This window comes from Vibrio sp. YT-15, from assembly GCF_033337445.1.
GTDB classification, from domain to species: domain Bacteria; phylum Pseudomonadota; class Gammaproteobacteria; order Enterobacterales; family Vibrionaceae; genus Vibrio; species Vibrio alginolyticus.
The window spans coordinates 430,537-443,283 of the sequence record NZ_JAWOQR010000002.1 but is presented as its reverse complement, the minus strand read 5'-3'; the positions used below and the strand labels follow the sequence as shown (position 1 = coordinate 443,283).

The 12,747-nt window shown below is 42.8% G+C and carries 13 protein-coding genes; 1 reads left to right on the top strand and 12 read right to left on the bottom strand.

The features are described 5' to 3' along the window. Window positions 1-409: 409 nt before the first annotated feature. The 4 genes from R7D93_RS06100 to R7D93_RS06085 form a co-directional block, all read right to left on the bottom strand. Window positions 410-1,315, bottom strand: a complete 906-nt coding sequence (locus R7D93_RS06100; protein ID WP_225495371.1) for a hypothetical protein — start codon at window positions 1,313-1,315, stop codon at window positions 410-412. 161 nt (window positions 1,316-1,476) lie between these two features. Beyond that, entirely contained in the window at window positions 1,477-2,187 is a 711-nt protein-coding gene (locus tag R7D93_RS06095; protein WP_225495373.1) for a hypothetical protein, read from the bottom strand. A gap of 149 nt (window positions 2,188-2,336) precedes the next feature. Further along, window positions 2,337-2,894, bottom strand: coding sequence for a nucleotidyltransferase family protein (locus R7D93_RS06090; protein WP_225495375.1), 558 nt, complete (start codon window positions 2,892-2,894; stop codon window positions 2,337-2,339). A gap of 144 nt (window positions 2,895-3,038) precedes the next feature. Next, the gene (locus R7D93_RS06085) at window positions 3,039-3,377 is read right to left on the bottom strand and encodes a DUF6404 family protein (protein WP_225495376.1); all 339 of its coding nucleotides are present in this window, start codon (window positions 3,375-3,377) and stop codon (window positions 3,039-3,041) included. A 301-nt stretch (window positions 3,378-3,678) separates the two neighbouring features. Between R7D93_RS06085 and R7D93_RS06080 the strand changes: the two genes are divergently transcribed. Continuing rightward, window positions 3,679-4,641 carry an integron integrase gene (locus R7D93_RS06080; RefSeq protein WP_213868138.1) on the top strand — a complete coding sequence of 321 codons (963 nt, stop codon included), beginning with the start codon at window positions 3,679-3,681 and terminating at the stop codon, window positions 4,639-4,641. 43 nt (window positions 4,642-4,684) lie between these two features. Here the strand turns inward: R7D93_RS06080 and R7D93_RS06075 are convergent, their stop codons facing one another. The 8 genes from R7D93_RS06075 to R7D93_RS06040 form a co-directional block, all read right to left on the bottom strand. After that, the gene (locus R7D93_RS06075; RefSeq protein WP_064354115.1) at window positions 4,685-5,158 is read right to left on the bottom strand and encodes a DUF2947 domain-containing protein; all 474 of its coding nucleotides are present in this window, start codon (window positions 5,156-5,158) and stop codon (window positions 4,685-4,687) included. Window positions 5,159-5,171: 13 nt separating this feature from the next. After that, window positions 5,172-5,759 carry an HD domain-containing protein gene (locus R7D93_RS06070; RefSeq protein WP_005376917.1) on the bottom strand — a complete coding sequence of 196 codons (588 nt, stop codon included), beginning with the start codon at window positions 5,757-5,759 and terminating at the stop codon, window positions 5,172-5,174. Between the two features lies 1 nt (window position 5,760). Beyond that, window positions 5,761-6,345 carry a ribosomal protein S5-alanine N-acetyltransferase gene (gene rimJ / locus R7D93_RS06065; protein ID WP_213868137.1) on the bottom strand — a complete coding sequence of 195 codons (585 nt, stop codon included), beginning with the start codon at window positions 6,343-6,345 and terminating at the stop codon, window positions 5,761-5,763. Between the two features lie 36 nt (window positions 6,346-6,381). After that, entirely contained in the window at window positions 6,382-7,926 is a 1,545-nt protein-coding gene (gene tyrR, locus R7D93_RS06060) for a transcriptional regulator TyrR (RefSeq protein ID WP_005376914.1), read from the bottom strand. Between the two features lie 100 nt (window positions 7,927-8,026). Beyond that, window positions 8,027-9,067: a YcjF family protein gene (locus R7D93_RS06055; protein WP_064354116.1), complete on the bottom strand. Its 1,041-nt coding sequence runs from the start codon at window positions 9,065-9,067 to the stop codon at window positions 8,027-8,029. Continuing rightward, window positions 9,064-10,440 carry a YcjX family protein gene (locus R7D93_RS06050; protein WP_138940466.1) on the bottom strand — a complete coding sequence of 459 codons (1,377 nt, stop codon included), beginning with the start codon at window positions 10,438-10,440 and terminating at the stop codon, window positions 9,064-9,066. Before R7D93_RS06050 ends, R7D93_RS06055 begins: the two co-directional genes overlap by 4 nt. A 255-nt stretch (window positions 10,441-10,695) precedes the next feature. Beyond that, window positions 10,696-10,881 carry a hypothetical protein gene (locus tag R7D93_RS06045; RefSeq protein ID WP_005376906.1) on the bottom strand — a complete coding sequence of 62 codons (186 nt, stop codon included), beginning with the start codon at window positions 10,879-10,881 and terminating at the stop codon, window positions 10,696-10,698. A 174-nt stretch (window positions 10,882-11,055) separates the two neighbouring features. Next, entirely contained in the window at window positions 11,056-12,573 is a 1,518-nt protein-coding gene (locus R7D93_RS06040; RefSeq protein ID WP_005376905.1) for a fumarate hydratase, read from the bottom strand. Window positions 12,574-12,747: the final 174 nt, after the last annotated feature.

The following is a 12,747-nucleotide window of genomic DNA, read 5'->3' as shown; positions in this document are numbered from 1 at the left end:
AACCACTGAACTTACCAATATTGCGCATCTTGGTGTTTACAAAGAATACGTTCTGAGGACTAAACAACCACACCAAAGAAACCAGAGTTCACTGCGACAAAGCCGCAACAGCAATGAAGCAACACGAACCAAAGCTAGAATTGCGTTGGCAATGGTTGCAGCACGTGTGACCACGCAAGTTGAACGTTTAGTACAATGAAAATGGTTAATTTGCGCTGACTTTCAGGTGTAAAGCAGAGCCTTAAAACCCATTACCACTAGAAATTTTTGCGTTTGATTTCAACTAGGTACTAACGCCCAATTAAGGTGTGAGCAACGCTACCACAAAACGGACCATACCACCGTAAACACAAAACCCAACGATGGAATGAAAAATGCCAAGCGTTGGGAATCACTCTTAAATTGTTTGTTATGTTGGTACACGCTCTAAAAATTTTTTCCAAATACAATCTAATGATCTATTACCTATATTGAATGTTTCTTTCGTATTGTTTAGCAACTTCCCTTGGACATGAAGTACGCTTATGAGAATAGATTCATGAAGATCAATATCATCACTTCTATAAATATATGACCAGACACCTTCTCCCGCTAACTCGCTAAGAACATGTTCGTCTAATCTACTACTAACGCTTTTTCTTTCTGATTTACCACATTTAACTATGTTTGTATCATTTCTTGATGGAAACAGGTAAATCCAACCACTTTTTGGACTCCCTTGATGCTCTGGAAAGTCATCAAATGGCTGTGATTTAATTACTCTCTGTCTAAGTAAAACAAGATATTGGTCAAGGGATGTTAATTGGTTTTCAGATATAGTATTAAAGAATTGTCTTAGATCGGTTCTATTCATATTTGGAATATCATTTAAGCTGAATCCAACATCTACTAGATAATTTAGGTTTTTCATTCCTATCGACCTATTTATAGACGCGGATACCACATCTCTTGTTTGCCCACTATCATTTGCTACAATTTTTTTAAAATCTGAACCTTTAGGAGCTTTCATCGAAAGTTCTAATATTTTACGAGCAGTTTTTGATGCTGACTGAGAGGCTGTTTTTTTAGGCTTAGACTTTCGGTAAGATATATTTTTTTCGTCACATAACTCTTTAAGTTTTAAGTCGTCCCAACGATTAAAAAAATATGCATCAATTTCAGAAAACCTCGCATTTTCCTGCTTTTTACAAAACTCATATAACTCTCCAGGGCTTACAAGCCCATAAAAGTCCTTACTATCTACAAACCTATTTATGGCTTCGTTTACTAATTTTAGTTTTTGGTTGAAGCCTTTTGGGTAAATCTTTTTTGTCATTACTGATTCCTATAGTTGAATACCAACATAACGCCAAATTAAGGTGTGAACAACGCTAACACCTCACCTAAAGCATTGTGCCATAAACACTAAACTGGCTTGAAGTGAAAGCGCCGAGCGTTGTGAATCACTCTTAAATTTATTGTTAGCAGTGCATTTAGCTATTTATTAAAACCCAGGGTCTTTGATTGGGATGGGTTCGGATAGATAGGGTCACGTTTTGAGAAATCATTTGCTAGCCCCGCTCTATCTTCAATGTCAACTAAATGTACATTACCATTGCCGTCAATATTCACGATAAAACCACTGACACCATCAGCATCTTCCTTGATACACCCAGCTAAAAAATCTAAATATTGGGAAAACTCATTATGAGATGCACCTTTATCACCTTTGATAAAACTTGTACATAAATCATTCATAGATATGACTAAGTTTCGGTCTAGTTTATCTACAAATTTGAGCTGAGAATATGGAAAGAAGCTAATAGTTCTTCCTTTTTCACCTTGTTCTCCGAAACCTATAAAGTGTGCGCTATCGGCTATTTCTTTTAGTTTAGAATTATCAGGGTTACGTATATCCTTAAAATATGAGCTCTGATGTTCAGTACATTCCTTTTTACACAAGCCTTTTTTACAATACTTCTTGCGTAGCTCTTGCTTGCAACCTATTTCTTCCCTTTTGAACTCAAGGATGAAATACCTTCCTTTCCACCTTGTTAGCAAATCGGCCCATTTTTTGTCCTCCGGAGTTTGCTGTATTAGGTGAACTCCAGCTTCATCTGCCCCCTCGTTAAACATTGCTGACAAAAAGCCCAAGGAGTAAATAAAATTACCAATATAAACATTTTCGTAAGGTTCTTTGTTACTCATTTTTATTTCCCGTACCTTTGTACTGCTAACGCCCAATTAAGTTGTGAGCAACGCTGCCACATTGCCTAAGCACTTCACCGTAATCACCAAACTAATTGAAACCGAAAGCGCCGAGCGTTGCGAATCAGCTTGAATTGTTTGTTAGTAGGTCAACTCCAAGGGAGCACCTGTACTTTCTGCCACCTAGCCTTATAGCCATCGGTCATTTTGTTGTAGTTAGTTTCTGTCATTGCCTGTTTGTTAGGTTTGATCACCATATTAAATGCATCATCTAAGCCATAGGGGGTGAACAATTTAATGTTTCCTGCACTATCTATAGTGAAACCAATAGCAAAGGCAGAAAGCCAAGACTCAATACCTTGTTCAACTCGCTCATATGCCTGAATGGAACAACCAAACTTCTTAGAATAGCGCTCATGTATTAATGCTTGGTTTTTAACGTCAACGTCAACACTATGACTCAACCGCGAGCCAATGCGATTTTTGAACTCGTCTTCAGTTACAAGGTTAGATCTATCGAAGTAGACAACATCAAAGTCTTTAACTTGAGCAAGAAGCGGTTTCCTGTCGATACTATTCCAGATGATTTGGGTAATAGCACCGCCTGCAATATAGAAGTTTGGCAGCCCTACTTCTTGGCACATCTCAGCTGTTTCGATCAATTCTGGAACTTGCTGAATTAGATGCTTTAGTTTTTGTTTGTTCATCCTGACCTACTAACGCCAAATTAAGGTGTGAACAACGCTAACACCTTACCTAACGCATTGTGCCATAAACATTAAACTGACTTGAAGTGAGAGTGCCGAGCGTTGTGAATCACTCTTAAATTTATTGTTATGTTCACGGTTTCTCTAAAGCTTTTCCCAACAAGTAAACTCACACCGCCTAAAAGTCCATCGATAGTAAGAACACATTACCAGTGAGTAAAATACACTGGTGATTATGGACTCATATAACAAGTTTGAAATTGTCGACTCGACTCTGAGTAATGAGATAATTGGAAAGTAAAATATGAAAAACTCAAAGAATCGTATCAGCAGATTACGTGCAAAAGAGACGTAAAATGGAGGCCGTAATCTCAATCCTGCCCTTCTGAGCCACTTATGTAACGGTGGATTGTAGTTGCATTTCCATATATTTGCGGCTTCCAACTCTTTAAAGGCACGCCCAAGCTTGTTCTCATAGCTCATTCCCAACCTCCTATTTTGAGGTAAAGGATACACAAATAGTGCTCCTTTAACTTGGAAACACATCAAGATTTCCAAAAGTGACCATAACGCTTTCTATACGGCGATTTGCCGTTTTTCTGGCAGGCTACCGCCTTCTTTCTTATCAAAAGCGCTATCAATCGTAGCACTTATATTTATGAAAAAAATAGAAAAACAGTATGAATATGTGTGGTAGCGCGCGCAATTAGGCGGCGCACAGCACGCTAATTTAAAAAGTGGTGATACATTAACGGAGCTGTATAAATAAACAGGTTAATTTATCATGAAAAGTCAGTTTTTACTTAATGTAAAAGAGCACATGCTTACTCGTCATTATGCGAATAAAACTATCGAAAGTTATCTATTTTGGATAAAACGCTTTATCACTTTTCACCAGCTTGCTCACCCATCAACACTAGCAGAAGATGATGTCATTCAATTTCTGAGTTACTTAGCGGTAGAAGAAAAAGTTGCGGTAAAAACGCAAGCTTTGGCGCTGAACTCAATATCATTTTTATATCGTGATTATTTCAAAACCCCACTATCACTTGATATGAGATTTCAGAAATCCTTGACCGAAAAGAAACTTCCCGTTGTGTTAACCAGGGAGGAGATCCGAAGATTCGTTCAGCATATCGACCCGAGGTATAGACTCCATATTCAGCTGCTTTACGGCTCCGGGCTTCGAGTTATGGAATGTTTACGCTTAAGAGTTCAAGATATCGATTATGATTATGGTGCAGTTCGCGTTTGGCAAGGAAAAGGAGGTAAAAATCGTACAGTCACATTAGCCAAAGAACTGCATGAACCACTCAAAGCTCAAGTTAATTTAGCAAGAAACTATTACTTTAAAGATAGGCACATGCCTGGTTATGCGGGCGTATACATCTCTGAAGGTTTACGACGTAAATACCCAAAAGCGGAGCTAGATTTTAACTGGCACTTTTTGTTTCCATCAACAAAGTTAAGCGCAGATCGAGACACTGGTGAACTCAGAAGGCATCATATCAATGAAAGCGCAATACAAAGAGCGGTAAAGCGCGCGGCAAGCGACGCAAGCATTGAGAAAACTGTAACTTGCCACACACTAAGACACAGTTTTGCCACGCACTTATTGGAATCTGGCGCAGACATTAGAACTGTTCAGGAACAATTAGGGCATACTGATGTAAAAACCACGCAAATCTATACTCACGTTATCGAGCGCGGGGCTGGCGGCGTGTTGAGTCCATTATCCAGCCTTTAGAAAAACAAAGCCACCTCGAAAGGTGGCTTTGCTTTATAACTCGTTATTGACGAACACCGAGTTTCACATTGCCTTTTGAATCAAACCAAAGTGCTTGCGAACGGCGACGTCCTATTAGTATCGGACCATCGTCATAAAAGAGAAAGTTCTTCCAGTGCTTTTTAAAAATAGACCATTTCGTTTCGATGACATTGTACTTCTCGTAGCAAAAGTAAACGGTCACATCGTCTTGCCAATCGATATGTGCCTCAACTTCCGCTAGCATGTCAGGATCATCCGACTCCCAGGCAGCCATCCAATCCACAGTTTCAGACCAATTCGCCTCATTCATTGGCCAGTCTTGGGAACTAAGTCTATCCATATCAGGGCTTTGAGCACTGATATTTTCTTTCCAAAATTGTGCTGAACGGGCTTGGCTCATCGGCTTAATAAAAGCCAAATCTTCTTCTGGCACAGGCATCGACTGATGCGTAAAAATCCATTTTCTTTGGTATTCATCCAAAGGCAAATAAGACATTCAGTCTCCTTTATTACGATTTCAGCCAACCTTTCTCTGTGGCTTCTTCAATCAACTCTTTCGCTTTGTCCCATAAGGTAACAGAGCCAAATTCAATTCGTTTATTAATGGTAAGTGCTTGTTCGCGTGAGACACCATGTTCCTTCCAACTCTGACCATTATTATGGTAGTTCAAGAGCATTGGAATTAACCGATCGAGTGCTTTTGCATACTTAGCATCATCGGTCTGCGCGGCTTCAAACTCATGCCAAAGCGCCAATAGCTCTTGCTCCTGATCGCTGGGTAACATACCAAACAAGCGCTCTGCAGCTCTAATTTCTTTTTCTGCTTGCTCTTGAGACGCAGCAGTATCATAAACAAAGGTATCGCCCGCGTCGATCTCTACTACGTCATGTATCAATAACATTTTCATCACTCGGCAAATATCAACAGGTGCATTCGCATGCTCTTCCATCAATATTGCCATCAGTGCGACATGCCAACTATGCTCACCACTATTTTCGAGGCGCCCTTCAGCACTTTTAACTCGAGTTCGGCGCAAAATGCTTTTGAGTTTATCGAGCTCGATTACAAGTGCTAACTGCTTTTCCAATCGTTCCATACTATCGCCCTTCTGGCTGCCAATTCGGATTAATAAGCGACGTTAGAACGTGGTCTTGCCACTCACCATTAATCAAAAGGTAATCTTTTGCATACCCTTCTCGGTTGAAACCTACATGCTCTAGCACAGCTTCACTGCGTTTATTGTGAGGCATGTAGCCAGCTTGAATACGATGCAGTTTCTGAACGTTAAACATGTAGTCGCAAGCCATGGTTAATCCACGACGCATATAACCATGCCCTTGCGCTTTTTCAGCGAGAGAATATCCGACGTTACAAGAATAAAAAGGAAAACGACTCAAACTACTAAAGGATATCGTACCTAGCATTTCACCCGAAGAGGCTCTGACTAAAAGGCAATAATACCCCAATCCCATTCGATGCAGCTCATTGAGCTTGATAAGCTTTTGCAACCAACCGTTCACTGAGAAAAAAGCCTCTTCACGTTTCGGTTCAAACGGTTTCAGGTATTCTCGGTTCGTTTGAAAATATTCGGCAATCATATCTGCGTCACCGATTTCAGCGGTACGAAGAAGCAAGTCACCGTCCAACTTATGAACGGCGATAGATGAGCTGTTATCTTCCATTACAAATGATTAATTCCGTCTTTTCGTTCAATTCGATTAATTCTTACGGATACCGTAATCACGCAGTTTATTAGCGATTGAGGTATGCGATACATTTAAGCGCTTAGCAAGCTTGCGGCTTGATGGGAATGACTGATACAAACGTTCCAGAACTTGAGATTCATAATCACGCATGATCTCATCCAATGAACCGTCGATGTTAAGCGTTGCACTACCAGCGCCGACTGACTGAGGCTGAGGTAAATTGAAGTGATCCGCGTTTAGTATACCACCATCCATTTCCGTGAGCGCTCGAAGAACCATGTTATCCAGCTGGCGCATGTTTCCTGGCCACTGATAATTTGCAAGGGCATCAACTAGACCATCATCAAACTCTGGCTTATCAATCCCAAGCTGTTGAGCATGTTTCGCCACAAACAACTCAAGCAATGGTGCAACGTCGTTTGAGCGCTTACGTAACGGAGGAATGCTGAGCGTAAGTACGTTGAGACGATAATACAAATCTTCACGGAACATTCCTGCTTCAGAAAGCTCGGCAAGGTTATGTTTTGTTGAAGCGATGATACGAACATCGACATGCATCTCATCTTCTGCACCGACACGACGGAAATTACCATCCTGTAGAAAACGTAACAGCTTGATTTGAAGGTGCGAACTCATTTCACCGATTTCATCAAGAAATACCGTCCCGCCATTTGCTTGCTCAAAGATGCCTTTGTGGCCTTGTTCATGATTAAATGAACCCGGCGCATGACCAAACAGCTCGGTTTCTGCTACATCGTCAGGCATCGAAGCACAACTCAAAACTAGGAATGGCTTGCTCGCGCGGCTAGAACGGCTGTGGCAAGCTTTAGCAAGCATTTCTTTACCAGTCCCCGTTTCGCCCTCAATCAACAATGGTTGGTCAAGCACAGACAGCTTCTTAGCTTGGTTCATTAGTGCTTTATGACGGTTCGATATACCAACAAAGTGCTCAAAACCCAGAGGATTATGCAGCGGTAGCGCTTCTTCAATTCTGGCAACTTGCTGACTAGAGCGAATCGTCATTAGAGTACTCGCTAGAGTCGAGTTTTGCGCTTCGTCTCGGATATAAACGGGCATCAACTCTAGAACATAGTCCAAGCCATCAATCACAAGGTTTTCCCGCGTTCGACCATTAACACCTTCAGACCAACGAGAGAAACGAACACTTGGTAACAAAGCACCGATTTGAGTACCAATCACTTCTTGCTTGTGAAGGCCAAGCAATGAAAGTGCAGACATGTTTGCCATGTCTACGGCACCTTTAAGATCAATGGCAAAAACCGGATCGGGCAAGTTATCAACTAACGAGAGCAGCTCCGTATTGTGGCGCTCCATCGGCATAAACTGGATTTTACGTACGTCTTTCACCCCCGGAATACGGCGGATTTCAGCCATCAGCTCACTAAACGTATCAAAATCAATATCCGGGCAATTCAAATAGATAATACCGCTAATATCGATTTCGATACCACGCAAGTCGATGCTTTTAGACGCTAAAATATCGAGCAGTTCTCGGGTCAAGCCGAGTCGATCTTCACATAAGACTTCAAGACGCACTTAAAATATCCCAATTCACAACTGTCAGGAAAAGTTGACAGTAGTTTCTATCATGCTTGGAATGGCGTCAAGCAATCCTATACATCAAAGTTGATATTCGTTACGGTTTCATCGTAATTGATGCAACTTTCGCCGCCACTGCCTTGCGTATGGTGCCCAACTTAACCTGACGGTCAGGATACCAGGGTAGTGGACGCAATAAGGTCATCGCTTTCAAGCCCAAACGTGCCGTTAGAATACCAACACCTAGTCCCTGCCCCGCACGAGCAGAAACTTTGCCAGCAAGATCCATCGACATCAAATCCATACTGGCATCAATAGCGAGCTCACTGGCACCAGCCGCCGCCATATTGACAAATACCGCTCTTAGTAACTTGATGCGAGAGGCATAACCTAGCTCTACCCCATATACCTTGGAGAGGTTGTCGATCATTTTGAAATTTCGCCAAGCCACCAGCAACATATCAGCGGCAGCCAGAGGGCTCACGGCGACTAGGGCCGCACACTCGGTTGCGTGCTGTGATACGATTTTCGTTGCCAACTTGTCTTGTTGGCTCACCACCATCGAGTCATACATATCAAGAATTTCAGCGTCACTATGAGCAGGGTTAATACTGTTCTGCCAACGATCAAAGCCCGGATTCTCTGCCATCACACCACTTTGTTCTGCTACGGTTTCGCAAAAGTCTTTCCCTTTCCCAACGCTCTCACTATTAACAAGTGCTTCTGCTTCTTCTTGAACACTAAAATGATTTCGTAGTTTTCGCAGTTTCCAAAGCTCTTTACCCATAGCTCCTAAACCAAGCGAAGCGATCGCAGCAATAAACCCCGTCCAGCTTAAGGCCAGCCAATCAGAAGCCTGAATTGCGGTTATAACCGAGTCCACCGCTTGCCAGCCAACCAAACCAGCAAAAGTTGCAAATGCGCCAGTCGCGAGCCATTTTCTGCCCGATTTTGGACGAATGACATGCTCGAGTTGCAATTCCTGTTCGGTCTCTTGGTGCGCTTCTTTAACTTCAACAGGTACAAATGTTTCTTTTTCGCCGAATGTTTGCTGCGCCGTCAACTCCGGTTGATTCGATTGCTGATCTTTTTCCATTACTTTTTCAGAGAAAACTTGTTTTTGCTTCAACTCACTCATTTCAATTTATCTCCAATCAGGTAATCCAGTGCTTTGTCTAAGCGTATGTGCTTCACTGGCTCATCATTCGGTGAGGGCATCGGACGAAACGACGTAAAATCAAACCCGTTGTTTTGCCAATAAGCTGCATTTGGTAGCTTTTTCGGCACCTCTCCGGGAAACATAGTCATCGGCTCACCACCCAATGTTGTTCCTTGTAACGCCGGGATGGTCTTATCTCCAGAGGAAATAAACCCCGTCGTGGTTGCTTGGATGGAAGCGATACTCATGCAGCTCATCTCAATATTCTCGTAGGCTGCCGTTTGCCATGCTGGATGCACCAGTTGTTGGAGCAGAGACACCAAATTTGGGTGCTGATCGGGCGTGATATGATCCGCTTTTGTAGCAGCAAACAACACTTTGTCGATTTTTGGTGAGAACAAACGACGCAAAAAGCTACTACGACCATAGCGGAAGCTATGCATGATCTGTTCTAGCGCTTGGCGCATGTCGTAAAACGCTTCATCACCGGCATTGAGAGGCTGCAAACAATCCACCAGTACAATCTGGCGATCGAAGGTCGCAAAATGATGCTTATAAAACGCTTTCACTACTTTCTGTTGGTATTCCTGAAAACGGGCTTCTAGCATCGCTAAGTTACTGCCCTTGGGCGCTTTGCTTTCCGAATCAGCACGACACGGAAAAAACTGTAGCACCGGCGCGCCTGCTAGCTCACCAGGTAATACAAAGCGGCCAGGCTGAACCCAATGAAGGCCAGCGTCTTTACAAGAATGAAGGTACTCTGTGTATGTGTGTGCAACTTTCTCAAGTAGTTTCTCATTCACTTCTGCAAAGAGATCCACTTTCTCCAGTTCAGAAAGCCAAGCTTTGGCTAAATCGCCACGCTGGCCTTTAAGTGCATCAAACTGAGTTTGCGACCACGTTGCAAAGTCCATGTCCAATAAAGGCAGGTCGAGCAACCACTCTCCTGGATAGTCGATAATATCAACATTTAAAATTGCGGTTTTACTCAACAGCTTTTTCGTAGTTTTATTTGGTTTGTACTTGAGCGCTAAGCGAATCTCACTCACATCACGTGTCGGTACTGGCCACTGAGGTGGAGTGGCATGAATTTGGCTCATCGCCTCATCGTAAGCAAAGCGTGGCACCATCATATTCGATTGAGGCTCACGCTTCGCCCCAATAAGGCGCTTATCTCTAGCCGCAGTCAAAAGAGGCAAATTGTCATGGGTTGCAGTATGAAGAAGCTGATTCACTAATGACGTGATGAATGCCGTCTTACCGGCACGAGAAAGTCCGGTGACAGCAATTCGAACATTAGAGTCCATACCTCTGTTGATAAAGTCATTAACTTCTTTCTTTATTCTCTTCATTACGCTTCTTTATCTTACTCCACTTTAAAACAACGTTGTCAGCGACTTCGAATTTCGAGCTATGAATACTGTTCTATCCCGAATCCTATGAGTTTAACTTTATATACCTTAATAAAAGATGAACAAAACATCCGGCTTAATGCTGTGTTAAAAAAGAAAAGCCCCTGAGTGGTTCAGAGGCTTACTTAATCTACAGCATTAGTAACTCTATATGCGCTGATTACTATGTTAAACAGGAACCCGCTTTCTTTAAGCCTAGTCGTCTTCGATTAACTTATAGATAACAAATAGAGCGATTTCTAAAATCAACCACAACACACATGTGATGGTCACGTACTTTTCATCAAAGATGCTGATACCGTGAAGAATCAAGTCATAGCCAACAAAGCCACCTATCACTACAGCAAGAATAATTTGTAGAATCTGAATAAAACGAGGCATGCCGTCTCCTAATTATTGTTCGCATAACGTTTGATTGCTATGCCTAAAGGTTTATATCCTTAATTATATAGACAAAAAGTGCAGGTTTCGCTGCACTTTTGTCAATTGTTTGCTAGGTAAATCAGCACCTTGTCACATTCTCTCTACTGAGACGCAGCAAGATTGCCCTTTGCCTTATGCTTCCATCTCTTGAATTTTCACTTTCCAAGTGTCTGGACCAATTTGGTGCGCGTTAACACCATTTGAGTCGACAGCCACTGTTACTGGCATATCTTCAACTTCAAATTCGTAAATCGCTTCCATACCTAAATCTTCAAATGCGACAACGCGAGCTTTCTTGATCGCTTTCGCCACCAAGTATGCAGCGCCACCTACAGCCATTAGGTAAACCGCTTTGTGATTCTTGATAGATTCAACCGTTGCAGGGCCACGCTCAGCTTTACCGATCATGCCCATGATGCCGGTCTTTTCTAGCATCATGTCGGTGAATTTATCCATACGCGTAGATGTTGTTGGGCCAGCAGGACCAACGACTTCATCACCAACTGCATCGACAGGGCCTACGTAGTAAATGAACTTACCGTTTAGATCTACGCCTTCAGGTAGACCTTCACCGTTATCTAGCATGCCTTGAATACGTTTATGCGCAGCATCACGACCAGTCAGAATTTTACCTGATAGAAGAACCGTTTCGCCTGTCTTCCACTCTTGTACTTCTTCTTTGGTAATTGTGTCTAAGTTTACGCGACGCGTATTTTCGCCCGCTTCCCAAGTGATATCTGGCCAATCTTCTAGTTTAGGTGGTGTTAGCTCTGCTGGGCCGCTACCATCAAGCGTGAAGTGTACGTGACGAGTCGCCGCACAGTTCGGGATCAAACAAACAGGCTTAGAAGCCGCGTGCGTTGGCGCAGTTTTGATTTTAACGTCGACAACAGTCGTCAAACCGCCAAGACCTTGCGCACCGATACCAAGTTTGTTCACGCGATTGAAGATATCCAAACGAAGCTCTTCTTCTGCGTTTTGTGGACCACGGTCGATAAGCTCTTGAATATCGATGTGTTCCATTAGAGATTCTTTTGCCAATACCGCTGCTTTTTCAGCCGTACCGCCGATACCAATGCCAAGCATGCCAGGAGGACACCAGCCCGCCCCCATAGTTGGTAGCGTTTTTTCTACCCACTCAGCAATATCGTCAGATGGGTTTAGCATCACCATCTTAGTTTTGTTTTCGCTACCGCCGCCCTTCGCAGCGATCTGAATTTCAACTTTATCGCCCGGAACCATGTTGATATGTACGACGGCAGGCGTGTTGTCTTTGGTATTAATACGTTTACCAGCAGGGTCCATAAGTACTGACGCACGCAACGGGTTATCAGGGTTCGTGTACGCTTGTCGAACACCTTCATCTACCATCTGCTGAACCGTCATGTCGGTCGAATCCCATTGCACGCCCATACCGATGTTGACGAAACACGTCACAATACCAGTATCCTGACAAATTGGACGGTGACCTTCTGCGGACATTCGGGAGTTAATTAAGATCTGAGCAATCGCGTCTTTAGCGGCTTGGCTCTCTTCGCGGTGATAGGCTTTTTCAAGAGCTTGAACAAAGTCTAGCGGGTGGTAGTAAGAAATATACTGTAGCGCATCAGCGACACTGCTGATCACATCCTGCTTGCGTATTACCGTCATTACATGCCTCGTTATAGTTATGCTTCCATTATTGGCTTAGCTTCAATCGTGTTTGTTGAGCTTATTGCTCTTTTGAGCTTCGTTTTTTATAAACAATTGTCGAACGGCTGATATCGACACACGAAATGCTGAAGTTGCCTACTTGTAAACCATCTCAAAACCCTATGAATAGAG

Bases quoted from the DNA above. Each gene is read 5' to 3' on its own strand.
- R7D93_RS06075 (WP_064354115.1), bottom strand. From the start codon at position 5,158: ATGTCTTATTTGCCTTTGGATGAATACCAAAGAAAATGGATTTTTACG.
- R7D93_RS06045 (WP_005376906.1), bottom strand. From the start codon at position 10,881: ATGCCTCGTTTTATTCAGATTCTACAAATTATTCTTGCTGTAGTGATA.
- R7D93_RS06095 (WP_225495373.1), bottom strand. From the start codon at position 2,187: ATGAGTAACAAAGAACCTTACGAAAATGTTTATATTGGTAATTTTATT.
- R7D93_RS06055 (WP_064354116.1), bottom strand. From the start codon at position 9,067: ATGAGTGAGTTGAAGCAAAAACAAGTTTTCTCTGAAAAAGTAATGGAA.
- R7D93_RS06050 (WP_138940466.1), bottom strand. From the start codon at position 10,440: ATGAAGAGAATAAAGAAAGAAGTTAATGACTTTATCAACAGAGGTATG.
- rimJ (WP_213868137.1), bottom strand. From the start codon at position 6,345: ATGGAAGATAACAGCTCATCTATCGCCGTTCATAAGTTGGACGGTGAC.
- R7D93_RS06080 (WP_213868138.1), top strand. From the start codon at position 3,679: ATGAAAAGTCAGTTTTTACTTAATGTAAAAGAGCACATGCTTACTCGT.
- R7D93_RS06070 (WP_005376917.1), bottom strand. From the start codon at position 5,759: ATGGAACGATTGGAAAAGCAGTTAGCACTTGTAATCGAGCTCGATAAA.
- R7D93_RS06100 (WP_225495371.1), bottom strand. From the start codon at position 1,315: ATGACAAAAAAGATTTACCCAAAAGGCTTCAACCAAAAACTAAAATTA.
- R7D93_RS06040 (WP_005376905.1), bottom strand. From the start codon at position 12,573: ATGACGGTAATACGCAAGCAGGATGTGATCAGCAGTGTCGCTGATGCG.
- R7D93_RS06090 (WP_225495375.1), bottom strand. From the start codon at position 2,894: ATGAACAAACAAAAACTAAAGCATCTAATTCAGCAAGTTCCAGAATTG.
- R7D93_RS06085 (WP_225495376.1), bottom strand. From the start codon at position 3,377: ATGAGCTATGAGAACAAGCTTGGGCGTGCCTTTAAAGAGTTGGAAGCC.